The sequence below is a fragment of the Labrys okinawensis genome, from assembly GCF_002982075.1.
Taxonomy (GTDB): Bacteria; Pseudomonadota; Alphaproteobacteria; order Rhizobiales; family Labraceae; genus Labrys; species Labrys okinawensis_A.
Genome location: NZ_PUEJ01000006.1, coordinates 256160 through 281464 on the forward strand (window position 1 = coordinate 256160; position 25305 = coordinate 281464).

Here is a 25305-nt window from a genome sequence, read left to right on the forward strand (position 1 = left end):
GGCCGGCAAGCCTTACGCCCGCTGCCCCCGTGTTTCCGGCAGATGCGCCGGCGCTGCCACGGGCGACAGCCGCCGGGCGATCTCCTCCAGGCCATCATAGAGCCGCATGAACAGGGCCGGTTCGAAGCGCGCATCGCCGAAATCGCATTGGCGCAGCAGCAGATGCTGGCCCCGCTGCCCTTCGGCGGCCTGAAAGATCACCCTCAGGCCGGCCGGCATCACCAGCACCTCCTTGACCCTGGGATCGGCCATGAGGTCAGCGACCGCCCGCTCCGCCTGGGCCAGGAAGGCTGCGCCGCGCCGCCGGCCTCTCACCATCACGTCCTCGGGCAGGCCGGCGGGCGGCTCGAGACGCGCCGGCAGGTCGGGCGTGCGGGCGTAGAACTCACTTCCTGAAGGTCGCGCCAGCACGCCGAAGGCGGCACCCCCCGGCAGCGGCGTCATCACCGTCAGCGAAAGCCAGAGCTGCGGCAAGCGCCGCAACGTCATGGTATCGGGCACCATCTCCACAACGACACGGCGGCCGGCGATCTCACCAGCGAGCCGGGGAAATCCCCCGACACCGTCCGCCTGCTCCGCCCGTTCGAACAGCGGGCGGCAATCGGCCAGCAAGGCCCTCCGCCGGCGCCAAAGCGCCGACCTCTCGCGATTTAAAAGCCAGCCGAGGCCGGCAAAGCCCGCCCCGAGGACGGCGAGAAATGCGAACAAGGTCATGCTGGCCGCCTCCTCATCCCCTCAGTAGCCCTTGGGCCGAGGCCAGGGCATGGTGAACTGGTCGCCGCGCCGCACATATTTGTAGCGGTGAAAGGCGAACCACAGCGAGACCACGATATAGAACACCATCATGGCGATGAGCTGGGTGCCATAGCCCAGGAACACCGCGAAATAGGCGGTCAAGCACAGCAGGAACAGCACGATCGCCGGCAGCGGATGCAGGGGATGCACATAGCCGCGCTTGATGCTGCCCACCGGCCATTTCCAGCGGAACATCATCACGTTGAAGGTCATGTAGGAGTAGCCGAGCAGGCCCGACAGGATCGAGAAGGTCACCACCTGGTCGAGCGGCGCTCCCAGCGCGAAGATCAGGGCGATCGGCACCAGGAAGAAGATCGAGCGGAAGGGCGTGCGGTATTTCGGATGCACCGCGCCGAACCAGGCCGGCATGTAGCGGTCGCGTCCCATGGAGAACCAGGCGCGCGAGGCGTCGTTGATGCAGCCATTGGCCGAAGCCAGCGTGGCGAAGATGGTGCCGACGAACAAGAGCACCATCAGCCCGGTCGAACCGGTCAGGCGGGCGGCGTCGAACAGGGGCGTGGTGGCCTGGCCGAGATATTCCCAGGGCATCAGGCTGACGCAGACATACCAGGTCATGGCGGCGGCGATCAGAAGGGTGATCATGCCGAGCATGGTGCCGAGCGGCAGCGAACGCGCGGGCGAGCGCACCTCTTCGGCCGCCTGGCAGGTGCCCTCGATGCCCAGATAGAACCACAGGCCGAAATGCAGCGACGCGACCACGCCGAGCCAGCCATAGGGCAGGCCCGTCAGCAATTCGCCGGGCTTGAGCAGGTCCTCCGACCAGGGCTTGGCGCCAATGAACAGGAAGACGATGGCAAGGAAGGCGATGGCCGTGATCACCAGGTTGAAGGTGAGCGTGGCATAGACGCCGCGATAGTTCAGCAAGGCGAGGCCCATGATGGTGAGCACGATGAAGGGCTTGTCGTGCACCGCCTCGAAGCCCGCCATGCCGCCGACCGTCTGGATCAGATAGCCTGCGGTGATCGCATTGGCCGCCTCCAGCATGGTGTAGGCCATCACCAGGAAGAGGCCGACATTGAAGGCCATCAGCGGCCCGACGATGTGCTTGGCCTGTGCATATTGGCCGCCGGCCGCGGCAACCGTCGAGGTCACCTCGGAATCGATCATGGCGACGCAGGTATAGAGCAATCCCGCCGCCCAACAGGCGATCAGTGCGGCCAGCGCACCGCCCTTGCCGACGGCGAAGTTCCAGCCCATGAACTCGCCGACCAGCACGATGCCGACCCCGAGCGCCCAGACATGGGCGGGGCCGAGCACGCGCAGAAGCGAGATCTTCTCGCCATGGATGACCGTCTGCTGGACATGCGTTGCGCCATCGGCAGCATTGGAGGTGATCTCGCTCATTTCGCCCCCCTGTGCGTCGGGTCGATGACCAGTTCGTCTTCGATTTCGCCTTCGCGGGAGGACATCAGCATGTCCTCCGAATAGGCGGCATTGGTCTTGATCAGGTCGTAGAGCATCCAGGCACCGATCAGGATCGAGATCGCCCAGGCGGCATATTCGAGAAAATGGAATGCATTCATGGCGCCGCCCTCACTTGTCGTCGAAGCGTTCGGCGATCACGTCCCGGTATTCCTTGTCCGAATAATAGATCAGGAAGCCGAAATAGATCACGATGATCGCCGCGGTGAGCAGGAAGGCCGGCAGCGAGAAGGAATAGTCGAAACGCGAGGCGATGATCGGCGCCGCCGTTTCAGCGGTGTAGCCGAGCTTTTCCCACAGCGCCTGGGCAAGCGACGACTGTCCCATGCCGGTCCAGCTCTTGTCGGCAAAGTCGATATCGGTCTTGCCGCCGCCGGCGAGACCCAAAGCGATCGGGGCGAACAGGCTGGCGACCACCAGGGCTAACAGGACGATGGAATCGACGATCTGACCGAGCGCCGATTGCTCGGGTGGCTGATAGGGCGTTTTGGCCATGTCAGTTCCTCACCGCTTGCTCTTCTTCATTTCGTCGATGTAGTGCAGGTCGAGGCCGTAGAGATGCAGCTTGTCCTCGTGATAGTGCCGCAGGAGCGCGGCGATCGCTGCCGTGTTGAACAACAACACCAGGCTCCCGGCGACGAGCAGGGCAACGGTGACCCCAGTCGAGCCGCTGTCAGGCATGATCTTGAAAAACACGAACAAGAGGACGAGCCAGAGAACGCCGACGGCGGCGAAGGCCCAGGCGCGGTCGCGGCGATACATCACCTCGATCCGCGGATCTTCCGATCCCGGTGTCATTACTATTTCCTCCCGAATATCGCCTCTTGCGGATCCGCTTTTGTTACTGAGAGGCAATTTGTTTTTATGCCAGGAAAGTCTGCGCCCGTTGCTCGGCCGCTGTCAAGCGCTTGTCTGACAAGAAACTTCGCATTCGCGACACTTTTTGGCTGATTCAGGCCACTTTTTCAGTCGTTTAATGCTCGGAAAATTTCTTGCACTTCAGGAAGACCCGCCGCAAGATCACCGGGAGCAGGAGGCGGGCATGAGAGTCAACTGCAGTTTGCGCGGACATGGACCTTGCCGGAAGGCAGGCAGCGATTCGCCAATCGATCCCGCGCGATTGAAACGGGCCCAGGCGCGGCCGGGTGGAAGACCTGTTTTGATCGTCTCCCGCTTCAAAAATCGCAGCTCCTTGTCTGGAATCCCGGCCGATGGTTGCCATATTGGCGGGATAACGGGCGGCACCCAGCTTGTCGCTCGGAGGGCTGCACGGTATTTTTTCGAGGATCAGCCCCATGCGGCTGATGACGTGACTGTCGCACAGCTGTGCCGCAACCACAGGGTTGCCTTCGCAGGGGCGGGAACAACTCACCTCCCGCTTGGGGAGGGCGCCTTTTTCCGCTACCGGCCGGGTTCTTGAATTCGGAGCGTCGGCATGCGCGGCCAATGGAAAGAGCGAAGGGGACGTGCCAAGCACGCGCTCCTCTCCGCAGGGACGTGAAAGGAACGAGGATGACGAAGCGGGTGGTTACGCCGGCTGTCAGGACAGTGCCGACGCCCGCCGCCGGGCGCGGCGGCCAGACGGTCATTGCCCCGACATTGGGGCCCCGCTATGCCGATCCGATCGATCCGGACGATGGCGAAGGCCTGTTCTCGGATGCCTTCCCCACCCGCGAACTGCCGCCTGCCTCCGCCTTTCCCGGCCAGGACCCGCATGCCCTCGGTGGCGCCCGGGACAATATCCTGGAAGTGGCGATCGGACGCGAGGTTCGCTCGTTCCGCAACAAGCTCGGCATCACCGTCGCAGACCTCGCCGCCGCGACGGGGCTGTCGCTCGGCATGCTCTCCAAGATCGAGAATGGCGTGACCTCGCCCTCGCTCACCACGCTGCAAACCCTGTCGCGCGCGCTCGGCGTGCCCGTGACCGCCTTCTTCCGGCGTTTCGAGGAGCGGCGCGAGGCGGTTTTCGTCAAGGCGGGCGAAGGCCTCCTGATCGAGCGGCGCGGCACGCGCGCCGGCCATCAGTATCGTCTGCTCGGCCACAATGCCGGCAATACCGGCCGCGTGGTGGTCGAACCCTATGTCATCACGCTGACGGAAGAGTCCGACGTCTTCCCCCTGTTCCAGCATTCGGGCCTGGAGTTCATCTACATGCTGGAGGGCGAGGTGATCTACCGCCACGCCGACAAGCTCTACCATCTCACGCCGGGCGACAGCCTGTTCTTCGACGCCGACGCCCCCCACGGCCCCGACGAGATGCGGCAATTGCCGATCCGCTTCCTGTCGATCATCTCCTACGCAAAGGACGAGGTGTAAGCGTCTTTTTTCGGGTACACGGGCATCTTGTTCCGCCTGGAGATTGCCGCGCTCGGGAGAAGGAAAGAGGCGGACGAGACGTCCGCGATCCCAGCCGCGTCGCCTCTTTCGCCGATACCGGCGAGATTCGGATCGACAGCGCCAAAGCTAGGACGACGAACGTGTCGTCGGCTCCCCTGAAAGCAGCGCCGGCATGCGGAAGAGCGGGCAGGATGCCCCGTGCACGTGGATTACCTTCCCCAATCGCATCCGCTCTTGACAGGGCTGCTCTCCTCGGCGGAAACTCGTTTGCATACGAACGATTTTCCGCCGTTTCAGCCTGCCTGCGGCGGTTTGCGCCCTTCCCGCCAGCCATGAGGCTGGACCGGGAGGACACAAGCCGACACAGTCCAAGAATCATAAAGCCTCCAACATCCAGAGCGGAGACCCTGAATGCGGATCTTGTCTCGACTGGCCCTCGCCGGCACCGTTGCCGTGACCCTGTTCGCGGCCCTACCTTCCCTAGCGGCCGACAGCATCAAGATCGGCGAGATCAACTCCTATTCCGGCCTGCCCGCCTTCACCGAGCCCTATCGCAAGGGTTGGCAGCTGGCGCTGGAGGAGATCAACGCCGCCGGCGGCGTCAACGGCAAGCCGCTGGAAGTGATCTCCAAGGACGATGGCGGCAAGCCCGCCAGCGCCATCACCGCCGCCAATGAGCTCACTTCGAGCGACGGCGCGGTCATGCTGATGGGCACCTTCTTCTCCAATGTCGGCCTCGCCGTCTCGGACTTCGCCAAGCAGAAGGACGTGATGTTCCTGGCGGCCGAACCGCTGACGGACGCCATCACCTGGTCGAAGGGCAATGCCCAGACCTTCCGCCTGCGCCCCTCCAACTACATGCAGGCGGCGATGCTGGCGGAGGAAGCCGCCAAACTGCCGGCCAAGAACTGGGCCACCGTGGCGCCCAATTACGAATATGGCCAGTCGGCTGTCGCCGTGTTCAAGCAGATCCTCAGCGCCAAGCGCCCTGACGTGAAATGGGTGGGCGAGCAATGGCCGACGCAGGGCAAGATCGATGCCGGCCCGGTGGTGGAAGCGCTGCTCGCCACCAAGCCGGATGCCATCCTCAACGTCACCTTCGGCGGCGACCTGGTGAAGTTCGTGCGCGAGGGCTCGACCCGCGGCCTGTTCAAGGACCGGGCCGTGGTGAGCTTCCTCACCGGCGAGCCGGAATATCTCGCCCCCCTCAAGGACGAGGCGCCGACGGGCTGGATCGTCACCGGCTATCCCTGGAACGCGGTGAAGACCCCGGCGCACGACGCCTTCCTGAAGGCCTACCAGGCCAAATACAATGACTATCCGCGCCTCGGTTCGATCGTCGGCTATGTCACCATGAAAGCTGCCGCAGCCATCCTGGCCAAGGCCGGCTCGACGGATACGGCCGCCCTGATCAAGGCGGCGGAAGGCCTGCCGCTGGAGACGCCGTTCGGGCCGATCAGCTTCCGCGCCATCGACCATCAATCCACCATGGGCGCCTTTGTCGGCAAGACGGCGGTGCAGGACGGCAATGGCGTGATGACCGATTTCGTCTATCGCGACGGCAAGGACTATCTGCCGGATGACGCCACGGTGAAGGGCATGCGGCCGGCGCCGTAAAGAAGGCCAGGCCAGGAAGTGCGGGACAAGCGCCCAAGAAGCCCAAAACGCTGCGGTGCCCCTCACCCCCACCCTCTCCCCGCAGTGGCGGTGCAAGGGGGACTCGGACCGCGCGCCTCGAACTGAAAGCATCTACTCTCGCCCGACCGTTGGGCGCGAGGAGCGATCAAAGGATCAATCGCAACGCCTGCGCCCCCTCGCCCCATCCTGAGGGGCTGCACCACCGATCAGACAAGCCACCTGATCTCCGACGCTCCCCAATTTGAGGTCTTCGTGGGAACCATCATCGCCCAATTCCTGAGCGGCCTGGCAGGGGCTGCCTCCCTGTTCCTGGTCGCCTCGGGCCTCTCGCTGATCTTCGGCGTGACCCGCATCGTCAATTTCGCCCATGGCGCCTTCTACATGCTGGGCGCCTATATCGCCTGCACGCTCGCCAACGCCTGGTCCGGCCCGCTCGGCTTCTGGCTGGCCCTGCCGGCCGCCGTTGCGATCGTCGCCGTCCTGGGCGGGCTGCTGGAGATGACGCTGCTCAGGCGGATCTACCGGGCGCCGGAACTCTTCCAGCTGCTTGCCACCTTCGGTGTTACCCTGGTGGTGCAGGACCTCGTGGTGATCGTCTTCGGCGCGGACGACCTGCTGGGGCCGCGCGCGCCAGGGCTGAAGGGAGCGGTCGAGATCGCCGGCAAGGCCATTCCCGCCTATGACCTTTTCCTGATCGCCATGTCGCCCCTGGTGCTCGGCCTGATCTGGCTGCTGCTCAACCGCACGCGCTGGGGCATCCTGGTGCGCGCCGCCACGCAAGACCGCGACATGGTCGCCGCGCTCGGCGTCAACCAGAAATGGCTGTTCACCGGCGTGTTCATGCTGGGCGTCGGCCTTGCCGCGCTCGGCGGAGCCCTGCAGATCCCACGCGATGCCGTCACGCATCAGATGGACCTCGCCATCATCGTCGAAGCCTTCATCATCGTGGTCACCGGCGGGCTCGGCTCCATCGTCGGAGCGCTCGTCGCCGCCATCCTGATCTCAGAACTCAACGCCTTCGGCATTCTCGCCTTCCCGAAGATCTCGATCGTGCTGATTTTCCTGGTGATGGCGGTGGTACTGGTGGTCAGGCCCTGGGGCCTGTTCGGCAAGCCGACGAGCCCGCAGCGCGCCGCCCCGGGCCTCACGGCACAGCCCTGGCGACCCATGGGCATTGCCGGGCGGCTGGTCGCGGCCGCCGCCATCGCCCTGGCGGCCCTGCTTCCGCTCGGCGCCAGCCCCTATGTGCTGTCGGTCGGCAGCGAGATCCTGATCTTCGTGCTCTATGCCGCCAGCCTGCAGTTCCTGGTCTCGGTCGGCGGCCTGGTCTCCTTCGGCCATGCCGCCTTTTTCGGCCTGGGCAGCTACGGCGCCGCCTTGCTGACGACGATGCTGGGCTGGCCGATGGAGACCGTGCTGCTGGTCGCCCCCCTGCTGGCACTTGTGGGGGCGGTGCTGTTCGCCGGCTTCGCCGTCCGGCTTTCGGGCGTCTATCTCGCCATGCTCAGCCTTGCCTTCGCGCAGATCTGCTGGTCGATCGCCTCGCAGTGGGTCGACTTCACCGGCGGCGACAATGGCATATTGAGCGTCTGGCCGGCAAAATGGGCTTCCAAACCCTGGGCCTTCTATGAGCTGACATTGGTTCTGGCCATGCTGGGCGTCGGCCTGCTCAGGCTCGCCACTTTCGCGCCCTTCGGCTTCATGCTGCGGGCGGTACGCGACTCCGATCTGCGCGCCGAGGCGATCGGCATCACCAGGGCGCCGGTGCAATGGGCCGCCTTCGTGCTGGCGGGCCTGCTGGCCGGCGTTTCCGGTGCCCTGTTCGCCTTCCTCAAGGGCAGCGTCTTTCCCGACGCCTTCGGCGTGACCACCTCGGTGGACGGGCTGGTGATGGTGCTGCTCGGCGGCATGGGCAGCGTCTCCGGCGCCGTGGTCGGCGCCGGCGTGTTCAAGACCCTGTCGATCTGGCTGATGAGCGCGACCGACTATTCCAAGCTCGCCATCGGCCTGTTCATCGTTGCGGTGGTGGTGTTGCTGCCGCGCGGGCTGGCGGGCCTGCGCGATCTCCTGCCCAGCAAGGGGAGTCGGCCATGACGGTGCTGCTCGAGGTGCAGGGACTCGCCAAGACCTATGGCGGCGTCGAGGCGGTGAAGGACGTTTCGCTCACCGTCGCGGCGGGCGAGATGGTGGCGCTGATCGGCCCCAATGGCGCCGGCAAGAGCACCTGCTTCAACATGATCCACGGCCAGATCAAGCCGGACCGTGGCTCCATCCGCCTGTTCGGCCGCGAGACGGCCGGCATGCGCCCCGCCGCGATCTGCCGCCTCGGCGTCGGGCGCACCTTTCAGATCACCGCCACCTTCGGCTCGATGCGGGTGATCGAGAACCTCCAGGTGGCCCTGGCAAGCCATGACGGCATGACCTGGCGCCGCCTCGCCCGCCTCGACCGCTACAAGCGCGAGGAGGCGCAGGCCCTGCTCGACCTCGTCGGCATCGGCGCCCTGGCCGTCCACCCCTGCGGCGAGCTCGCCTATGGCGATCTCAAGCGATTGGAACTGGCGGTGGCCCTTTCCAACCAGCCGCGCCTCCTGCTGATGGACGAGCCGACCGCCGGCATGGCGCCGGGCGCCCGCATCGCCATGATGGCACTCGCGGCCGACATCGCCCGCCAGCGCGGCATCGGCATCCTGTTCACCGAGCACGACATGGACGTGGTGTTCGAGCATGCCGACAGGCTCCTCGTGCTCGATCGCGGCCGCCTGATCGCCGCCGGCGACGCCGAGACCGTGCGCAACGACCCGCAGGTGCGCGCGGTCTATCTCGGCGACGGCACGGTCTTTGCGCCCGCGGGCGCCCATGCGCAGGAGCCCGCCCGATGAAGCTGGAAATCAGGGATCTCGACAGTTTCTACGGCCCCGCCCATATCCTGCATCAGGTCAGCCTCGAGATTGGGCCGGGCGAGGTCGTCGCCTTGCTCGGCCGCAACGGCGCCGGCAAATCCACCACCTTCCGCTCCATCATCGGCCTGGTCGCCGACCGGCGCGGTGCGATCCGCCTCGACGGCGCCGACATCATCCGCCTGCCGGTCTACGAGATCGCCCGCCACGGCATCGGCTATGTACCGGAGGATCGCCGCGTCTTCACCGACCTGACGGTCGCCGAAAATCTGGAGGTAGGCCGGCGTCCGCCGCGCGAGGGGCTGAAGCCCTGGACGCCGGAGCGGCTCTACGAGCTCTTTCCCAATCTCGCCGCCATGCCGGGCCGGCTCGGCGGGCGGATGAGCGGCGGCGAGCAGCAGATGCTCACCATCGCCCGCACACTGATGGGCAATCCCGCCATCGTGCTGCTGGACGAGCCGTCCGAAGGCCTGGCGCCCAAGATCGTCGAGGACATGGCGCGCGCCATCCTGCGCCTCAAGCAGGAAGGGCTGTCGATCCTGCTTTCCGAGCAGAACCTGCATTTCGCCCGCCTGATCGCCGATCGCGCCTATGTCATCGAGAGCGGCGCGATCCGCTATTCCGGCACGATGGCGGAGCTGGAAGCCGACAGTGCCGTGCAGACGGAATATCTGGCGTTGTAGCCTGGACCGAATGGATGTGTATACAATAGAGTGTATACATCCATGACGGAATCGATGATGCCTCACTACGCCAAGGTCTTTCGTTCCGGGAATTCCCAAGCGGTCCGCCTGCCGAAGGAATTCCGCTTCCAGGTCGATGAGGTCGAGGTCATCCGGGAGGGGGATGCTCTCATACTGCGCCCCCGTGCTGGCCCTGCCCAGAGCTGGGCCTCCCTGCGCGCGGCTCTCGAGCTTGGTTTCAGCGACGATTTTCTGGCCGAAGGCCGCGAGCAGCCGGCGATACCGGATCTGCCCGGGCTCGACGAGTTCTTCGAATGATCCGCTACCTCATCGACACAAACGCGATCATTGCTCTCAAGAACCAGCGTTCACGTCCGCTGCTCGATCGCATACTGGCGTGCAAGCCGGGTGAGATTGCCCTCTCCACCATCGTCCTGCATGAACTCTATTACGGCGCCTATCGCAGCCAGAAGCTCGAGCGCAATCTCGAGGTCATCCGTCTGATCAAGCGTGATTTCGAGGTTCTCGACCTCGATGACGGCGATGCCCGCGAAGCCGGCGATATCAGGGCTGCTCTGGCTACGGCCGGAACGCCGATCGGGCCCTATAACCTGCTGATCGCCGGGCAGGCCATCGCCCGATCGCTGACTCTGGTGTCGAATAATGTGGGCGAATTCAGTCGAATTCCGCGGCTCAGACTGGAAGACTGGACACTGCCTTCGGCAACAGGATTTCACGAAACTTGGGATCCGTCCGCGAAGAAGTGAATCGGACGCTCATCGCCAGCGCCACTGCAGGTGGCAAAAAGGGCATGACAACGCGTTTCTTGGCTGACGGCCCCTTAGGTGGAAACCGGCTTGCCACGCCTACGCCGCCTCCTTCTGTCCATCGCAAGCCGCACCGGAAAAAATCGAACGCCCGGGAATAAAACAGCGATCACCGCGATCTGGATCGGCATGGGCTGCTGGCAGCCACCTTCCTATCCGGAGCGCGAGATGATCCATTCCGACGAACCTCCCTTACCGGGTGAGAGCCGTGCCGGCCGTCGCTGGCGCGAGAGCCTTGTCGAGATATCCCCGGCCACCCGCCGCTATCGCCCTGCCCTGGCGCGGCTCGTCCTGCAATTGGTCCTCTTGTCCCTGCCGGCCCTGGTCGGGGCACGGTGCCCTCTTCAAGCCGCGGCCGACAACTTCGCCCTCACGCAGGCCTTGGATTTCAGCTATTCCTGTTCTCTGCCCATGCCTTCTCGGCCCATGCCTTCTCGGCCCATGCCGATGACGGGCAAGGTCGCGATGCGGTGAGCTGCATATTGATCGAACTCGGGCTGGGACGGGAAGGACGAGCGGCCATGACGGCCCATGCCGGCACGCATCCCGATACGCCATGGCCGCTGCCGGCGATCCGGCGGCTGGCTGCATGGTGGCACGGCATCTGGGCCATGGCCGCAGACGGGCAGCCCTCCGCACAGGCGGCGGGGAAGGCCGACACGCTCGCCCGCTTCCAGGCACTGATGCTGCCGCATCTGGATGCCGCCCACAATCTGGCGCGCTATCTCTGCCGCGATGCCGACACCGCCGAGGACATCGTGCAGGAGGCCTTCCTGCGTGCCTTTCGCGGCTTCGCCGATTATCGCGGCGGCAGCCCGCGCGCCTGGCTCCTGACCATCGTGCGCAATTGCCATCGCTCCTGGTGGCAGGCGCGCCAGCGCGGCGTCCGCACCGAGCCGCTCGACGCCGGCGATGGCGAGGAGGAGCGGACCGACCTGCCGCATGACGAGGCGAGCCCGGAAGCCGCCTTGCTGCAACGGGCCGAAGCCGGCGAGATCCGCGCGGTTCTCGACCGCCTGCCCGAGGCCTTCCGCGAGGTCCTGGTGCTCAGGGAAATGGAGGAGCTTTCCTATCGGGAGATCTCGGAAACGATAGCCGCCCCCATGGGCACTGTGATGTCGCGGCTCGCCCGCGCCCGCGCTTTGTTCGCCGCAGCCTGGAAGAGCCGGCAGGCAACGCCGGGAGGAGAGGCATGAGCATGGCCGACACACCTCATCAGGACTGGGACAGGCTGCTGCAGCTCTATGCCGATGGCGAGCTCGATGCTGCCAATACGGTACGGGTGGAGGAGCATCTTGCCGGCTGCCCCGAGTGCAAGGCGCGGCTTGCCGAAATCGAGGCGATCCGCGCGATGATCAGCCAGGATGGCGTGCGCTGGCCGGCCTCGGCAGCCCTGCATGGCCGCGTGGCGGCAGCCTTGCGCCGCGAAGCCGGCGCCACCCGAGCCACCTCCCTCGCCGGCCTCGACTGGCGCCTCCTCCTCGACCGTTTCACGCGCTGGAGCCTGCTGCCGTCGCTGGCGGTGCTGGCCGCCTGCGTGCTGTTCGTGACGACGCGGCCCGAGCCGGGTCCGTCACTGGAAGACGAACTGGTTTCCAGTCACGTCCATTCGCTGCTCGCCAACCATCTGACTGACGTCACAACCTCCGACCAGCATACCGTCAAGCCCTGGTTCAACGGCAAGATCGACTTCTCACCGCCGGTGGTCGATCTCAAGGACCGTGGCTTTCCACTGCTCGGCGGGCGGGTGGATTACCTCAACGGACGGGTGGTTGCCGCGCTGATCTATCGACGCAACGGTCATGTCATCAATCTCTTCATCTGGCCGGCCGCGAGCGCCCCTGCGCCTGCCGGCGAGCGCGAGGGTTACTCCCTTCTGAACTGGACCCAGGCAGGACTGAATTTCTGGGCGGTTTCCGACCTGAACGAGCCGGAACTGAAGCAATTCCAGCAGGATTTCGCCGAAGCGACACCGAAATGACGGCTGCGCTCCAGGATCGCCAAAAAGCCGGCGCCGGATGCCCTATAGCGTTTTGCGATCAGACGGAGTCACCAGGGATCGCAAAGACGCGTCAGAACAATGAGCTGGAGCAAATAAGCGTTCAGGCTTGAACGCGCTTTGCTCTAGGCAAGTCCCGGGCACGGCAAAACCGGGGGCGCCTATCCCACTGCGCGGCGGTAGAGATGCCAGGTCGCATGGCCCAGCACGGGCATGGCGACGATCAGGCCGAGCAGTGCGGGCAGCGAACCGAGCACCAGGGCACAGGCGACGATGAAGCCCCAGGCCAGCATCGGGCCGGGATTGGCGCGCACCACGTCCACCGACGTCCTGACCGCCGTGCCGATCCGCACCTTGCGGTCGAGCAGCATGGGGAACGACACCACGCTGATCGCCAGCACTACCAGCGCGAACAGGAAACCGACGCCGACGCCGAGCACGATCATCGCCCAGCCGGCGGGCGTGGTGAAGACATCCGAGACGAAGGCGGAGACTGAGACCGGCAGGGCGGGGCCGAGCGTATAGCGATAGATCAGCGCGGCGACACCGAGCCAGAGCGCGAAGATCACCGCCAGGATCAGGCTGAGACCGAGGATGGCGCCGAAATTGGGCGAACGTGCCACGTCGAGCGTATGTGCCCAGGTGGCCTCGAGGCCCTGCTCGCGGCGGCGGCTCATCTCATAGAGCCCGATTGCAGCAACCGGCCCGACCAGCGCGAAACCGGAGACCAGCGGGAAGAGCATCGGCAGCATGCCGTTGCCAAAGGCGAATTGGGCCAGGACCAGCCCGGCGAGCGGATAGATCAGGCCGATGAAGATGACGTCGGTGCGATAGGCGCCGAAATCCTGGAAACCCTTGGTCAGGACCTCGCGCAGATCGGCAAAATCGACCTGCCGGACGACGGGCGTCGAGGTTTCGAACTGGGCGGCGGGGCGATGCAGGGTGGTGCCGAGGGCGCCCACGCCATTGGCGGCGCCGCGGACGGCGTCGATACCCCATTCGACGGGATTTCTGATCGTCATGGTCCTACTCCCGAAAGGAATTTCGAGAGGCCGCGACCGAGGTGGAACGCCGAGCAGGCTGCCGGCGCGGGAACAGCCACGACGAGCGCGACCTGTAGATCCGCGACAATACGCCTCATGGGAGCGAATGTCAGCCTCCTATCTCGCCTCGCCGCAGTCACTTGCGCGTGTGCTTGCCGCCCGGTCAGCCCTTGGTAAGAGTGGACATTCAAAACCACTGCGGAGTCGCCAATGACCACACTTCTCGCGCTGTCCGGCAGCCTCCGCCTTGGCTCGTCGAATAGCGTGCTGCTCGAAGCGGCGGGGTTGCTGGCGCCGGCCGGCATGCGGATCGAGCTCTATCGCGGCATCGGCACATTGCCGCATTTCAATCCGGATCTCGATGGCGACAATCCGCCCGAGACCGTCCTGGACCTGCGGCGCCGGGTCGGTGCCGCCGATGGCCTCCTCATATCCTGCCCGGAATATGCCCGCGGCATTCCCGGTTCCTTCAAGAATGCGCTCGACTGGCTGGTCGGCAGCTTCGAATTCCCGGGCAAGCCCGTCGCCCTCTTCAACGCCTCGCCGCGCGCCAGCGACGCGCAGGCAGCCCTGCGTCTGGTGCTGACGACGATGTCGGCCTGCATCGTCGAACAAGCCTCGATCACCCTGCCCTTGCTGGCGACCCGGCTGGACGCAATGGGGATGGTCGAGGATCCCGAGATTGCCGCCTCGGTCAAGGCGGCGCTGGCAGCTTTCGCGCGGACGATCGAGACCTCGGCACAGGCGGAGCCGGAAGGCTCCGGCTAGCCCGCCCGTACCAGCCTGCGCACATCGGCTTCGAGCTGGCGGGTCAGGGTCTTGCGGTCGGTAGCGGCGTCGCAGGCGATCGCCTCGCCCCAGCTCACCACGGCGTCGATCGGCGGGCCTGACAGAATGCCGACGAGATGCGGCGCCAGATCCATGTCGCCGATCCAGGCAACCTCCTTCATGGCGCCGCGGCCGATCGGCAGCCCCCCGCGCTTGGCATAGCGCAAGGCGAGCGGCTGCACATAGGCCGCCGCCTCGCCGCCGTCGAGCGCCTCGCGCGCCGCCCCCACCAGGGCGGAACGGAAGGGCAGGACATGCACGCCATCGCCGGTCGTGCCCTCGCCGAACAGCACCATGGCGTCGCCGGCCTTCAGTCGGGCGCCGATGGCGGCGGTGGCATGGCCGGTCTTGTGGCGGCGTTCGCGCTCGATGAAGACCGAGCGCTGCAGCCGGGCGAACAGGCCGATCACAGGCCAGCCGCGCACCTCGCTCTTGGCGATGAAGGACAAGGGCGCCAGGGCGCCCAGCACCACGATGTCGAGCCAGGAAACATGGTTGGCAACGATCAGCAGCGGCCGCTGCCGGGCCTGGGTGCCGTTGACGGCAACGCGAACACCGATGATGGCGAGCACGCCGCGATGGAAGAACACCGGCAGGCGCCGGGCCAACGCCCAGTCCTGCCTCACCGCCAGCCATTGCAGCGGGATCAGGGGCATGGCCAGCAGGGCGACGGCGGCAATACGGCAGATCGCCTTGAGGCGCATGGGAAGGCATCCGGGAAAATCGGAGCCTTCATAAGCGAAAGAGCGGCCGGAGGGCAAATGAGGTTTCCCGGGCGCGCGGACGTCCCGTCACCTGCAAGCGTAGTGCTTCCAAGAGCGGGCAGGATGCCCGCGCACCCGGGAAATCTACTCTGCGGCGGTCATCAGGCCGGGCTTCTTCTCGGCGGCAATGGCCGGCTCGCCCGGCGCGGACGGCCTGACGTCGTGCTGCTCGGGCTCGGGCAGGACGTCGTCGGTGCGCGCCGGCAGGTTCTCCGGCTTGCGCGCGAACCAGCCCGCGACATGGTCGAGGGCGAGATAGACCACCGGCGTGATGTAGAGCGTGAGCAGCTGCGAGACGATCAGGCCGCCCACCACGGTGACGCCGAGCGGGCGGCGCAATTCAGCGCCGGCGCCGTGCCCGAGGGCAATCGGCAGGGCGCCGAGAATGGCGGCGAGCGAGGTCATCATGATCGGGCGGAAGCGCAGCACCGCCGCCTCCACGATGGCTTCCTTTGCCGGCAGCCCCGCCGCCCGGCGCTGCACGGCGAAGTCCACCATCATGATGGCGTTCTTCTTGACGATGCCGATCAGCATGATCAAGCCGATCATGGCGATGATGGAAAGGTCCATCGCGAACAGCTGCAGCGTCAAAAGCGCGCCGATGCCGGCCGTGGGCAGGCCCGACAGGATGGTGATCGGGTGGATGAAGCTCTCATAGAGGATGCCGAGCAGGATATAGACCACCAGCACCGCGGCGAAGAGCAGCAGCGGCATGCTGGCGAGCGAATCCTGGAACTGCTGGGCCGTACCTTGGAACTGGGTGGCGATCGTCTTGGGAATGTCGAGCTCCGCCGTCGCCTGCTGGATGGCGTCGACCGCCTGGCTGAGTGCCACGCCGGGCTGGAGGTTGAAGGAGATCGTCACCGACGGCAGCTGGCCGATATGGGAGAGCGAGACCGCCGACGGCTTCTGCTCGATGCGCGCCACGCTGTCGAGCGGGATCAGCGCCCCTGAACTCGAGCGGACATTGAGCTTGCGCATCAGGTCCTGCGGCGAGCTATAGGCCTGGCTCGCCTCCAGGATCACTTCATAGGTGTTCTCCGGCGCATAGATGGTCGAGACCTGGCTGGTGCCATAGGCCGCATAGAGCGCGGAGCGGATCTGGTCGACGGTGACGCCGAGCTTGGCGGCGTTGTCGCGGTCGATCGAGACGACGGCATCGCGCGCCTTGATCTGCAGGTCGGAATTGACGCCGGTGATGCCCGGGATCTGGGCCATGCGCGCCTGCAGCTTCTGGGCGTTGGCCCTGAGTTCGTCGACGTCGGGCGACATCAGGGCGTATTGGTACTGGCTGCGCGAGCGGGTGGCACCGATATTGATTGACTGCACCGCCTGGAAATAGGTGTTGATGCCGGGGACCTTCGCCGCTTCCTGGGCGAGGCGCTTGATCACCACATCGATCGGGTCCTTGCGGGCCGGCTTGTCGCGCAGCTGGATGTTCATGCTGCCGGAGCTGATCTGGCTGGTCGCCCCGCCGCCGATGCTCGACAGGATGGCGACGACGTCCGGATCCTTGCGCAATTCGGCGACGACGGCCTGCTGGCGCGCCATCATGGCCTCGAAGGAGACGTCGTCGGGCCCCACGGTCGAGACCGAAACGAAGCCCATGTCCTCCTGCGGGAAGAAACCCTTGGGGATGTTGACGAACAGGATGGCGGTGACCACGAAGGTCGCCGCCGTCACGGTGAGCATGAAGCCGGGCGAATTGACGGCCCAGCGCACCGTGAGGGCATAGCCCCTGGTCAGCCAGTTGAAGCCCGCCTCGAACAGGCGCAGCAGCAGCCCCGGACGCTTCTCTTCCGAATGCTCCTTGATCAGGCGCGAGCACAGCATCGGCGTCAGCGTCAGCGAGACGACGCCCGAGATCAGGATGGCGATGGCCATGACATAGCCGAACTCGGAGAACATGCGCCCGATGATGCCGCCCATGAAGATCACCGGAATGAACACGGCGATCAGCGACAGCGTCATCGAGAGGATGGTGAAGCCGACCTCGCGCGAACCGATCAGGGCCGCGGCGAAGGGTTTCTGCCCCAGTTCGACATGGCGGACGATGTTCTCCAGCATGACGATGGCATCGTCGACCACGAAGCCGACGCACAGCGTCAGGGCGAGCAGCGAGATGTTGTCGATGGAAAAACCGAGCACATACATGCCCGCGAAGGTGCCGATCAGCGAAATCGGCAGGGCAATGGCCGGGATCAAGGTGGCCCGCGCGCTGCGCAGGAAGAAGTAGATCACGATCACGACCAGCAGGATCGACAGGCCCAGCGTGAACTCGACATCCTCCACCGCCGCGCGGATCGGCACCGAGCGGTCCATCAGCGTGTCCAGGCTGACGCCGACCGGCAGGCTCTCGCGGATCTTGGGCAGGGTGTTCCTGACCGCGTCGACCACGGCGACCGTATTGGCGTCGGGCTGGCGCTGGATGGCAATGATGATGCCGCGGGTCTCGTTGCGCCAGGCCGCGGTCTTGTCGTTCTCCACGCTGTCGATGGCGCGGGCGACGTCCTGCAACAGCACCGGGGCGCCGTTCTTGGAGGACACCACGATCGGCATATAGCCCTTGGCATAGCGGATCGGCCCGGTGGCATCGAGGATGAGGTTGCGGCCGTTATTGCTGGTCGAGCCGACGGGCGTGTTGGAATTGGCCGCGGAGATGGCCTTCTGCAGGTCGTCGAGGGTGAGACCGCGCGCGGAAAGCTGATCGAGATCCGCCTCCACCCGCACGGCATATTGCTGCGATCCCCAGATATTGACCTGGGCGACGCCCGGCAGGGTCGCCAGCAGCGGCTGGATGTTGGACTGGGCGAAACGGTCGATATCCGACATGCGCGCCTGGTCGGAGGTCAGCGCCATGAAGATCACCGGCTGGTCGGCCGGATTGACCTTCCTGAAGCTCGGCGGCGTGGTCATCTCATTGGGCAGCTGGCGCTGCGCCGTGGCGATCGCCGCCTGCACGTCCAGCGCAGCACCGTCGACATTGCGATTGAGATCGAACTGCAGAACGATCTGCGTCGAGCCCAGATAGGAGGTCGACGACATCGTCGAGATGCCGGAGATCGCCGAGAATTGCTTTTCGAGAATGGCGGCCACCGAGGACGCCATGGTTTCCGGGCTGGCGCCCGGCAGGGTGGCGGTCACCGAAATGGTCGGGTAGTCGACGCGCGGCACGGCCGCTACCGGCAATTGCCGATAGCCGAACCAGCCGGCCGCAATGAAGGAGACCATCAACAGGATGGTCATGACCGGGCGGCGGATGCACAGTTCCGAAAGCAACGGCTTGTCTCCCGGTTTCAGCTTTTGGCACTGGTACTGGCGGCAGTGCTCTCCTTGGCTCCCGCATTGATGGCGACCGGCGCGCCGTCGACCAGGCGCAGCACCCCGTCGACCACCACCTGCTCGCCGCTCTCGACGCCCTTGGCGAGCACGGCGTCGGCGCCGCTGACGCGCGCCACGGTCACGGGCCGAAGCTCGGCCGTTTTACCATCTTTCACCACGAAGACGTAGCTTCCCTTCTGGCCGAGCTGGACGGCCGCGTCGGGGACCACCACCTGCGGGCTGGCATCGGGCAGGAACACCTGCACGTTGACGAAGGCGCCGCCCCACAGGATCTCGTGCGGATTGGGGATGTCGGCCTTGACCATGATGGTGCCCGTGGCGGCATCGATGGCGTTCTCCACGAAGGAGACCTGGCCGGTCAGGGTATTCTTTCCGGTGATGGCGTCGACGCGCACCGCCCCCTTCGCCATGGCCTCGCGCAGCTCGGCCAGGCGCGACTGCGGGATGGAGAAGGCCACCACGGCCGGGTCGAGCTGGTTCACGGTGGCGAGCGGGCTGGTGTCGGAGGTGCGCACCGTCGAGCCGGGCTTGACGGGGATCGAGCCGATGCGCCCGGGAACGGGGGCGCGGATCACGGTGTAATCGAGCGTTACCTCGGCTGCTTCCAGAGAGGCCTGGTCCGCCTGGAGCTGCGCCTGCCCGACCTTGAGGGCGGTGGCGGCGGTATCGCGCGTGGTCGCCGCGCCGGCATTGCGGGCAAGCAGGTCATTGGCGCGGGAAAGGTCGATCTGGGCCTGGGCGATCTGGGCCTGGTCGCGCGCGATCTGCGCCTGGATCTGCGCGATCTGCGCCTTGATGGCCCGATCGTCCAGCGTGAAGAGAACGTCGCCCTGCTTGACCTCGGAGCCCTCGGCGACGCGAACGCTGGTCACCGCGGTGTTGTCGATGCGGGTGCGGATCTGGATGGAAGCATAGGGCGTGGCGGTGCCGACGGCATCGATCACCATCGGCATCTGCTTGGCGACCGCCTGGGCGAGCACCACGGGCACGGGCGTGACATTGCGTTGGGAAGATTTGCTTCCGCCGGCCGCCTGCGGCGCTTCGGGAGCATGCAATGCATCGGAGAAGCCGGGAAGGGCGGCAATGAGAGTCTTCGAGGAAGGCACCGCCTGCACCAGCCAAGGCACCAGCGTGGCACGCTGCCACCAGGCCAGGCCGACGATCAGGACGAGAACAAGCACGAAATTGAGGAGACGCTTCATCGAGCCGCCATCAGATCTGTATTAGGTCCGGGCAGGCGAAGCCTCCCCCTTTTTTCACGACGATACCCCCCGCCGCCGGTCATATCCGGAAACGGGTATTATGATGTATCAATGCGTACAAATTGCAGCGAGTATGTGAACGCATTGTTTCTCATCCGGCACAACGAGCCTCTAGCCGCACACGTTTTCGTGTAGGGAAGCCGAAATTTCGTGATCGACCAGCCAGCCGCAACGGCTCGGGATTTATAGTCTACAGAATTGATAGAAAGATATTGACCGTTGCAACCGGCTTGCCTAATCGTCCGGCCGCAGGGCCGCAAACCGCAACATTCACCGCAGTTCGGCTGTCATGAGGTATGAAATGGGTAAGTTCTGGAACAAGGCGGGCATCGCCATGCTGGCCGGCCTGTCGACCATGCTGGTGGCCACGGCGCAGGCCGAAACGCCGCCCGGTCTGCTGGTGGTCGGCCAGTCGATCGACGATGCCGTCAGCTTCGACCCGGCCGAAGGCTTCGAATTGACGACGGTACAGGCGTTCAATGCCCTGTATCAGCGCCTCGTGCAGTCGAACCGGCAGGACGGAACCCGCATCGAGCCCGCTCTCGCCACCGCCTGGGAGGCCGGCAGCGACGGCAAGAGCCTGACCTTCACCCTGGCCAAGGATGCGAAATTCGCCTCGGGCAATCCCGTGCGCCCGGAGGACGTGATCTTCTCCTTCTCCCGGGCCGTGAAGCTCAACAAGTCGCCCGCCTTCATCCTGGGCGAACTCGGCTGGAACGCGGAGAATGTCGACAAGTCCGCCACCAAGACGGATGACGGCAAGGTCAAGCTGACCTGGCAGGCCGATGTCGGCCCCGCCTTCGTGCTCGCCATCCTGACCGCGCCGATCGCCTCCATCGTCGACGAAGCCACGGTCTCTGCGCAGGCTGCCAATGGCGATTTCGGCAATGGCTGGCTGAAGTCGCACTCGGCCGGCAGCGGCGCCTTCAAGATCAACACCTATACCGCGCATGAAGCGCTGGTGCTGGACGCCAACCCGGCCTCGCCGGGCGGTGCTCCCAAGCTGCAGGGCGTGATCCTGCGCAATGTGCCTGATGCGGCCGCCCGCCGCCTCCTGGTCGAACAGGGTGACATCGACATCGCCCGCGGCCTGGGCGCCGACCAGATCGACGCCCTCAAGAAGGAGGGCAAGCTCAACGTGCTCGCCGTACCCTCGGCCCGTTCGGACTATCTCCTGATCAACACCAAGGCCAATGCCGCCCTCGGCAATCCGGCCTTCTGGGAGGCCGCTCGCTATCTCGTCGACTATGACGGCATCGCCAAGAACCTCCTGCGCGGCCAATCGCAGGTGCACCAGGCCTTCCTGCCCACCGGTTTCCCGGGAGCGCTGAACGACAATCCCTACAAGCTCGATGTCGCCAGGGCCAAGAAGATCCTGGCCGATGCCGGCATCGGCCCGACCAAGATCGCCTTCCCCGTCTTCAACGAAGAGCCCTATCTGCAGATCGCCCAATCCCTGCAGCAGACCTTCGGCCAGGCTGGCCTCACGCTTGACATCCAGCCCGGCGTCGCCAGCGACATCTATGCCAAGGGCCGCTCGGGCCAGTATGAATTCACGCTGCGCTACTGGATTCCGGACTATTTCGATCCGCATTCCAATGCCAGCGCCTTCGCCGTCAACCGCGACAACAAGTATAACACCATCGCCAAGCAGGCCGGATGGGTGATCCCCGAACTCAGCGACGAGACGGCCGCCGCGGTGAAGGAGCAGGATCCGGCCAAGCGCGCCGCCCTCTATGAGGACCTCCAGCGCAAGCTCCAGAAGAGCGCCCCCTATGTGCTGATGTTCCAGGGCAGCGACCAGGTGGTGCTCAGCAAGGCCGTCAAGGGATATGCCCAGGGCCTCAACGCCGACCAGGTCTATTACGATCAGGTCGAGAAGTGACTTGATGTCTCTCTCCGATCGTCGGGATTGGAACGAGACACTCTTCCCTCCCAGGGTGCCCGCTCATAAGATCCGCGCCACCTCCAGGATCGACGATGCAAGCTGATGAAACGCCGGGCGCCAGGCCCTTCCTCCGCCCGGTGCTCAGGCTGCTGCGCTGGCTGCTGTCCGTCGTGCTCACATTGTTCGGCCTGATCGTCGTCACCTTCATCCTGACCCGGCTTTCGGGCATCGATCCCGCCCTGCAGCAGGTCGGCGATCACGCCAGCCAGTCGAGCTACGAGGCCGCGCGCCGCGAACTCGGACTAGACCAACCGCTGGTGATGCAGTTCCTGCGCTATCTCGGCCATGTCGTCCAAGGCGATCTCGGCATGGCCACCGCGACGGGCCAGCCTGTCCGCTCCGACATCCTGCGCACCTTCAGCGCGACGCTTGAACTCGCCACCGCCGCGGCGCTGATCGGCGCCACACTCGGCCTGGCCCTCGGCGTCCTGGCCGCGCTGCGGCCGCGCGGCCTGGTCGACACCATCGCCCGCCTGTTGTCGCTGATCGGCTATTCCACGCCGATCTTCTGGCTCGGCCTGATCTTTCTGCTGCTGTTCTATGCCCGCCTGCACTGGGCGCCTGGACCGGGCCGCCTCGACATCGTCTTCCAATACACCATGAAGCCGATCACCGGTTTCGCGCTGATCGACGCCTGGCTTTCGGGAACGCCGGGTGCCCTGCGCAGTGCCCTCGCCCATCTCGCCTTGCCGACGGCGGTTCTCGCCCTCTATGCCATGGCCGGTATTTCGAGGCTGACGCGCGCCGCCATTCTCGATCAGCTTTCCAAGGAATATGTGCTCACCGCCCGCGCCAAGGGAGCCGGGAGCCTGCGCGTGGTGCTGGTCCATATCCTGCCCAATGTGGCCGGCACGCTGATCACCGTGGTCGCCCTTGCCTATGCCAGCCTGCTGGAGGGCGCGGTGCTCACCGAGACGGTGTTCGCCTGGCCGGGCATCGGGCGCTATCTCACCGTCGCCATGTTCGCCGGCGATACCGCCGCCATTCTGGGCTCCACTTTGGCGATCGGCATGGCCTTCGTGCTGCTCAACAGCCTTACCGACCTGCTCGTCACCCGGGTCGATCCGGCCGCATTGGCGGAGCGCGGCTGATGGCCTTTCTTGCCTCCGTCCTGTCGGCCCTGCGCCGTTCGCCATCCGCTCTGATCGGGACGAGCGTACTCGTCCTGCTCGTCTTCATGGCGCTGGCAGCCCCGCTGATCGCCCCCTACGATCCCGACCTGCAGGACAGCGCCATCCGCCTCGCCGCCCCGTCCTGGCAGCATTGGCTCGGCACGGACGGCTTCGGGCGCGACCTGCTTTCGCGCCTGATCTACGGCGCCCAGCCGACCCTGCTGCTGATCGCCCTGGTCACCGTGCTGATGGCCCCGCTCGGCGTGGCGGTCGGGCTGCTCGCCGGCTTTTTCGGCGGCCTTACCGAGCGGGTACTGATGCGCCTGACCGACATCGTGATGTCCTTCCCGCGCCTGGTGCTGGCCTTCGCCTTCGTCGCCATTCTCGGCCCCGGCCTGGTCAATGGCGCCCTCGCTTTGGCCCTGACGAGCTGGCCCGCTTATGCCCGGCTCGCCAGGGTGGAAACCGCCGCCCTGGCGCGCAGCGACTATCTCGCCGCCGCGTCCATGGTCGGCATCAGGGGGCCGCGCCTGCTTCTCGGCCATGTGCTGCCGCTCGTGCTGCCCTCGGCCATCATCCGCCTGGCGCTCGACCTCGCCGGCATCATCCTCGCCGCGGCGGGCCTGGGTTTCCTCGGCCTCGGCGTGCGCCCGCCCATGGCCGAATGGGGATCGATGGTGGCGGACGGCACCAAGGTCATCTTCGACCAGTGGTGGATTGCCGCCGCGCCGGGCCTCGCCATCTTCGTCACCAGCCTTGCCCTGAACCTGCTGGGTGATGGGTTGCGCGATATCCTGGATCCGCGTCATGACTGATAGCTTGCTGCAGGTCGAAGATCTTGTTGTCGAGACCAGGGACAGGACGGTCCGGGACGAAGAGGCCGGGACACTGCCCCGCCAGCTCGTGCACGGCATCTCCTTCACGGTCGGACGCGAGAAAGTGGCGATCGTCGGCGAATCCGGCTCGGGCAAGTCCCTCACCGCCCGGGCCATCATGGGCCTGCTGCCGACCAGCCTTGCAGCACGCGCCGCCGGGCTGAGGCTGGGCGAGACGGATCTCGCCGGCCTCGATGCCCGGGGCTGGCAGCGCCTGCGTGGCCGGCGCATCGGCCTGGTGCTGCAGGATCCGAAATTCTCGCTCAATCCGGCTCACCGTATCGGCCGCCAGGTGGAGGAAGTCCTGCTGCTGCATGGCCGCCTGCCCAAGGCAGAACGGCGGCGAAAGGCCCTCGCCATGCTCGCTGACGTCGGGCTCGACGATCCGGAACGTATCTATGCCAGCCTGCCGGCCGAACTCTCCGGCGGCATGGGCCAGCGCGTGATGATCGCCGCCATGCTGATCGGCGAACCCGAGTTGCTGATCGCCGACGAGCCGACTTCCGCGCTCGACCATGTCGTACGCGATCAAATTCTCGCCTTGATCGAACGCCTGGCGCGCGAGCGTGGCATGGGCCTGCTGCTGATCAGTCACGACCTGCAGCAGGTTTCCCACTTTGCCGACCGCGTCCTGGTGATGCGCCGGGGCTCGATCGTCGATGCCCTCCCGGCCAATCAACTCGCCCAGGCAACACAACCTTATACGCGCGGCCTGTGGCAGGCCCGGCCCTCGGCGGCGACCTACGGCACCCGCCTGCCGGCGCCCGACACGCCGCAAGCGCCTTACCCGGGGGATGCACGGCCATGACGGCGCTGTCGATCGATGATCTGGAGGTCACCTTCCAGCGCCGCGGCCGAAGCTTTGCCGCCGTGCGCGGGGTGAGCTTTGCCGTAGAGCCGGGCGAGACTTTCGGCCTGGTCGGCCCGTCGGGCTGCGGCAAGAGCACGGTGCTGCGCGTCATTGCCGGACTGAACCTGAACTGGCAGGGCAGGATCTCGGCATTCGGGCATCCCCTGCAACCGGGGCACGCCATCGACGGCACGCTGCGGCGCGACATTCAGATGGTATTCCAGGATCCCTATGCCTCGCTGCACCCGCGCCACACGGTCGCGCGCGTGCTCGGCGAACCGCTGGAAATACGGGGGCTGGCCGATATTCCCCGCCGTGTCAGGAGCAGCCTGGCCGATGTCGGCCTCGCCGCCGAGATCGCCGGCCGCTATCCGCACCAGTTGTCCGGCGGCCAGCGCCAGCGCGTGGCCATCGCCCGGGCGCTGCTGCTCGAACCCCGCCTGCTGCTGCTCGACGAGCCGACCTCGGCGCTCGACATCTCGGTACAGGCCGGCATCCTCAATCTGCTCAACGATCTCAAGCGGCGCCATGGCATGACGCTGGTGCTGGTGAGCCATGATCCCGACGTGATCGGCCATATGTGCGACAGGGCGGCACGCATGGCGGGCGGCCGGATCGAGGCGCTGCTCGACCGCCAGGATCTGGCACGCGGCTGAAACTTG

Annotated in this window: 25 protein-coding genes; 16 read left to right on the forward strand and 9 right to left on the reverse strand. The window is 65.8% G+C overall.

Going from position 1 to position 25305, the window contains the following annotated elements; all coding sequences use genetic code 11:
• Positions 1 to 12: 12 nt before the first annotated feature.
• The 5 genes from C5L14_RS18210 to C5L14_RS18230 are packed head-to-tail and all read right to left on the reverse strand — an operon-like array spanning position 13 to position 3036.
• Positions 13 to 714 (reverse strand): hypothetical protein, encoded by a 702-nt coding sequence (locus tag C5L14_RS18210; RefSeq protein ID WP_105863477.1) that lies wholly within the window; start codon positions 712 to 714, stop codon positions 13 to 15.
• A gap of 21 nt (positions 715 to 735) precedes the next feature.
• Positions 736 to 2160, reverse strand: a complete 1425-nt coding sequence (locus C5L14_RS18215; protein WP_105863478.1) for an APC family permease — start codon at positions 2158 to 2160, stop codon at positions 736 to 738.
• A complete protein-coding gene (locus tag C5L14_RS18220) occupies positions 2157 to 2339 on the reverse strand; it encodes a hypothetical protein (protein WP_105863479.1) in 183 nt (60 codons plus the stop codon). Before C5L14_RS18220 ends, C5L14_RS18215 begins: the two co-directional genes overlap by 4 nt.
• A gap of 10 nt (positions 2340 to 2349) precedes the next feature.
• On the reverse strand, positions 2350 to 2733 hold the full coding sequence (locus C5L14_RS18225) for a hypothetical protein (RefSeq protein ID WP_105863480.1): 384 nt from the start codon (positions 2731 to 2733) through the stop codon (positions 2350 to 2352).
• 9 nt (positions 2734 to 2742) lie between these two features.
• On the reverse strand, positions 2743 to 3036 hold the full coding sequence (locus C5L14_RS18230; protein ID WP_181161226.1) for a hypothetical protein: 294 nt from the start codon (positions 3034 to 3036) through the stop codon (positions 2743 to 2745).
• Positions 3037 to 3750: 714 nt separating this feature from the next.
• Here C5L14_RS18230 and C5L14_RS18235 point away from each other — a divergent pair.
• The 10 genes from C5L14_RS18235 to C5L14_RS18280 all read left to right on the forward strand — a co-directional run bounded on the left by C5L14_RS18235 (position 3751) and on the right by C5L14_RS18280 (position 12601).
• Positions 3751 to 4554, forward strand: a complete 804-nt coding sequence (locus tag C5L14_RS18235) for a helix-turn-helix domain-containing protein (protein WP_245443421.1) — start codon at positions 3751 to 3753, stop codon at positions 4552 to 4554.
• 432 nt (positions 4555 to 4986) lie between these two features.
• Positions 4987 to 6192, forward strand: a complete 1206-nt coding sequence (locus C5L14_RS18240) for an ABC transporter substrate-binding protein (protein WP_105863481.1) — start codon at positions 4987 to 4989, stop codon at positions 6190 to 6192.
• 273 nt (positions 6193 to 6465) lie between these two features.
• A complete protein-coding gene (locus C5L14_RS18245) occupies positions 6466 to 8307 on the forward strand; it encodes an ABC transporter permease (protein ID WP_105863482.1) in 1842 nt (613 codons plus the stop codon).
• Complete coding sequence (locus tag C5L14_RS18250) at positions 8304 to 9092, forward strand: ABC transporter ATP-binding protein (protein ID WP_105863483.1); 789 nt, start codon at positions 8304 to 8306, stop codon at positions 9090 to 9092. Before C5L14_RS18245 ends, C5L14_RS18250 begins: the two co-directional genes overlap by 4 nt.
• Complete coding sequence (locus C5L14_RS18255) at positions 9089 to 9793, forward strand: ABC transporter ATP-binding protein (RefSeq protein ID WP_105863484.1); 705 nt, start codon at positions 9089 to 9091, stop codon at positions 9791 to 9793. The genes C5L14_RS18250 and C5L14_RS18255 overlap by 4 nt, the downstream gene beginning before the upstream one ends.
• 57 nt (positions 9794 to 9850) lie before the next feature.
• Positions 9851 to 10111, forward strand: coding sequence for an antitoxin (locus C5L14_RS18260; protein ID WP_105863658.1), 261 nt, complete (start codon positions 9851 to 9853; stop codon positions 10109 to 10111).
• Positions 10108 to 10560: a type II toxin-antitoxin system VapC family toxin gene (locus C5L14_RS18265; RefSeq protein ID WP_105863485.1), complete on the forward strand. Its 453-nt coding sequence runs from the start codon at positions 10108 to 10110 to the stop codon at positions 10558 to 10560. The genes C5L14_RS18260 and C5L14_RS18265 overlap by 4 nt, the downstream gene beginning before the upstream one ends.
• A gap of 90 nt (positions 10561 to 10650) precedes the next feature.
• The gene (locus tag C5L14_RS18270; protein ID WP_146126949.1) at positions 10651 to 11094 is read left to right on the forward strand and encodes a hypothetical protein; all 444 of its coding nucleotides are present in this window, start codon (positions 10651 to 10653) and stop codon (positions 11092 to 11094) included.
• A 47-nt stretch (positions 11095 to 11141) separates the two neighbouring features.
• On the forward strand, positions 11142 to 11816 hold the full coding sequence (locus tag C5L14_RS18275; RefSeq protein WP_245197304.1) for a sigma-70 family RNA polymerase sigma factor: 675 nt from the start codon (positions 11142 to 11144) through the stop codon (positions 11814 to 11816).
• A gap of 2 nt (positions 11817 to 11818) precedes the next feature.
• Entirely contained in the window at positions 11819 to 12601 is a 783-nt protein-coding gene (locus C5L14_RS18280; RefSeq protein ID WP_245443422.1) for an anti-sigma factor family protein, read from the forward strand.
• Positions 12602 to 12780: 179 nt separating this feature from the next.
• On the opposite strand, the gene C5L14_RS18285 is transcribed toward C5L14_RS18280, so the two are convergent.
• On the reverse strand, positions 12781 to 13641 hold the full coding sequence (locus C5L14_RS18285; protein WP_105863488.1) for a DUF2189 domain-containing protein: 861 nt from the start codon (positions 13639 to 13641) through the stop codon (positions 12781 to 12783).
• A 231-nt stretch (positions 13642 to 13872) separates the two neighbouring features.
• On the opposite strand from C5L14_RS18285, the gene C5L14_RS18290 reads away from it, so the two are divergent.
• Complete coding sequence (locus tag C5L14_RS18290) at positions 13873 to 14430, forward strand: NADPH-dependent FMN reductase (protein WP_105863489.1); 558 nt, start codon at positions 13873 to 13875, stop codon at positions 14428 to 14430.
• On the opposite strand, the gene C5L14_RS18295 is transcribed toward C5L14_RS18290, so the two are convergent.
• The 3 genes from C5L14_RS18295 to C5L14_RS18305 form a co-directional block, all read right to left on the reverse strand.
• A complete protein-coding gene (locus C5L14_RS18295; protein ID WP_105863660.1) occupies positions 14427 to 15194 on the reverse strand; it encodes a lysophospholipid acyltransferase family protein in 768 nt (255 codons plus the stop codon). The genes C5L14_RS18290 and C5L14_RS18295 overlap by 4 nt on opposite strands.
• A 144-nt stretch (positions 15195 to 15338) precedes the next feature.
• Positions 15339 to 18533 carry an efflux RND transporter permease subunit gene (locus tag C5L14_RS18300; RefSeq protein WP_245443423.1) on the reverse strand — a complete coding sequence of 1065 codons (3195 nt, stop codon included), beginning with the start codon at positions 18531 to 18533 and terminating at the stop codon, positions 15339 to 15341.
• 17 nt (positions 18534 to 18550) lie between these two features.
• The gene (locus C5L14_RS18305) at positions 18551 to 19798 is read right to left on the reverse strand and encodes an efflux RND transporter periplasmic adaptor subunit (protein ID WP_105863490.1); all 1248 of its coding nucleotides are present in this window, start codon (positions 19796 to 19798) and stop codon (positions 18551 to 18553) included.
• A 361-nt stretch (positions 19799 to 20159) separates the two neighbouring features.
• Between C5L14_RS18305 and C5L14_RS18310 the strand changes: the two genes are divergently transcribed.
• The 5 genes from C5L14_RS18310 to C5L14_RS18330 all read left to right on the forward strand — a co-directional run bounded on the left by C5L14_RS18310 (position 20160) and on the right by C5L14_RS18330 (position 25299).
• Positions 20160 to 21743, forward strand: coding sequence for an ABC transporter substrate-binding protein (locus tag C5L14_RS18310; protein WP_105863491.1), 1584 nt, complete (start codon positions 20160 to 20162; stop codon positions 21741 to 21743).
• Positions 21744 to 21838: 95 nt separating this feature from the next.
• Positions 21839 to 22897, forward strand: a complete 1059-nt coding sequence (locus tag C5L14_RS18315; RefSeq protein WP_105863492.1) for an ABC transporter permease — start codon at positions 21839 to 21841, stop codon at positions 22895 to 22897.
• Positions 22897 to 23733 carry an ABC transporter permease gene (locus C5L14_RS18320; RefSeq protein WP_105863493.1) on the forward strand — a complete coding sequence of 279 codons (837 nt, stop codon included), beginning with the start codon at positions 22897 to 22899 and terminating at the stop codon, positions 23731 to 23733. Before C5L14_RS18315 ends, C5L14_RS18320 begins: the two co-directional genes overlap by 1 nt.
• On the forward strand, positions 23726 to 24601 hold the full coding sequence (locus C5L14_RS18325) for an ATP-binding cassette domain-containing protein (RefSeq protein ID WP_181161227.1): 876 nt from the start codon (positions 23726 to 23728) through the stop codon (positions 24599 to 24601). Before C5L14_RS18320 ends, C5L14_RS18325 begins: the two co-directional genes overlap by 8 nt.
• Positions 24598 to 25299, forward strand: coding sequence for an ABC transporter ATP-binding protein (locus C5L14_RS18330; protein WP_105863495.1), 702 nt, complete (start codon positions 24598 to 24600; stop codon positions 25297 to 25299). Before C5L14_RS18325 ends, C5L14_RS18330 begins: the two co-directional genes overlap by 4 nt.
• Positions 25300 to 25305: the final 6 nt, after the last annotated feature.

Excerpts from the sequence above, each read along its gene's own strand:
- C5L14_RS18310 (WP_105863491.1), top strand. The coding sequence starts at position 20,160 with ATGGGTAAGTTCTGGAACAAGGCGGGCATCGCCATGCTGGCCGGCCTG.
- C5L14_RS18280 (WP_245443422.1), top strand. The coding sequence starts at position 11,819 with ATGGCCGACACACCTCATCAGGACTGGGACAGGCTGCTGCAGCTCTAT.
- C5L14_RS18260 (WP_105863658.1), top strand. The coding sequence starts at position 9,851 with ATGCCTCACTACGCCAAGGTCTTTCGTTCCGGGAATTCCCAAGCGGTC.
- C5L14_RS18220 (WP_105863479.1), bottom strand. The coding sequence starts at position 2,339 with ATGAATGCATTCCATTTTCTCGAATATGCCGCCTGGGCGATCTCGATC.
- C5L14_RS18255 (WP_105863484.1), top strand. The coding sequence starts at position 9,089 with ATGAAGCTGGAAATCAGGGATCTCGACAGTTTCTACGGCCCCGCCCAT.
- C5L14_RS18240 (WP_105863481.1), top strand. The coding sequence starts at position 4,987 with ATGCGGATCTTGTCTCGACTGGCCCTCGCCGGCACCGTTGCCGTGACC.
- C5L14_RS18225 (WP_105863480.1), bottom strand. The coding sequence starts at position 2,733 with ATGGCCAAAACGCCCTATCAGCCACCCGAGCAATCGGCGCTCGGTCAG.
- C5L14_RS18250 (WP_105863483.1), top strand. The coding sequence starts at position 8,304 with ATGACGGTGCTGCTCGAGGTGCAGGGACTCGCCAAGACCTATGGCGGC.
- C5L14_RS18210 (WP_105863477.1), bottom strand. The coding sequence starts at position 714 with ATGACCTTGTTCGCATTTCTCGCCGTCCTCGGGGCGGGCTTTGCCGGC.
- C5L14_RS18315 (WP_105863492.1), top strand. The coding sequence starts at position 21,839 with ATGCAAGCTGATGAAACGCCGGGCGCCAGGCCCTTCCTCCGCCCGGTG.
- C5L14_RS18325 (WP_181161227.1), top strand. The coding sequence starts at position 23,726 with ATGACTGATAGCTTGCTGCAGGTCGAAGATCTTGTTGTCGAGACCAGG.
- C5L14_RS18215 (WP_105863478.1), bottom strand. The coding sequence starts at position 2,160 with ATGAGCGAGATCACCTCCAATGCTGCCGATGGCGCAACGCATGTCCAG.
- C5L14_RS18330 (WP_105863495.1), top strand. The coding sequence starts at position 24,598 with ATGACGGCGCTGTCGATCGATGATCTGGAGGTCACCTTCCAGCGCCGC.
- C5L14_RS18295 (WP_105863660.1), bottom strand. The coding sequence starts at position 15,194 with ATGCGCCTCAAGGCGATCTGCCGTATTGCCGCCGTCGCCCTGCTGGCC.
- C5L14_RS18320 (WP_105863493.1), top strand. The coding sequence starts at position 22,897 with ATGGCCTTTCTTGCCTCCGTCCTGTCGGCCCTGCGCCGTTCGCCATCC.
- C5L14_RS18290 (WP_105863489.1), top strand. The coding sequence starts at position 13,873 with ATGACCACACTTCTCGCGCTGTCCGGCAGCCTCCGCCTTGGCTCGTCG.
- C5L14_RS18275 (WP_245197304.1), top strand. The coding sequence starts at position 11,142 with ATGACGGCCCATGCCGGCACGCATCCCGATACGCCATGGCCGCTGCCG.
- C5L14_RS18265 (WP_105863485.1), top strand. The coding sequence starts at position 10,108 with ATGATCCGCTACCTCATCGACACAAACGCGATCATTGCTCTCAAGAAC.
- C5L14_RS18285 (WP_105863488.1), bottom strand. The coding sequence starts at position 13,641 with ATGACGATCAGAAATCCCGTCGAATGGGGTATCGACGCCGTCCGCGGC.
- C5L14_RS18235 (WP_245443421.1), top strand. The coding sequence starts at position 3,751 with ATGACGAAGCGGGTGGTTACGCCGGCTGTCAGGACAGTGCCGACGCCC.
- C5L14_RS18230 (WP_181161226.1), bottom strand. The coding sequence starts at position 3,036 with ATGACACCGGGATCGGAAGATCCGCGGATCGAGGTGATGTATCGCCGC.
- C5L14_RS18305 (WP_105863490.1), bottom strand. The coding sequence starts at position 19,798 with ATGAAGCGTCTCCTCAATTTCGTGCTTGTTCTCGTCCTGATCGTCGGC.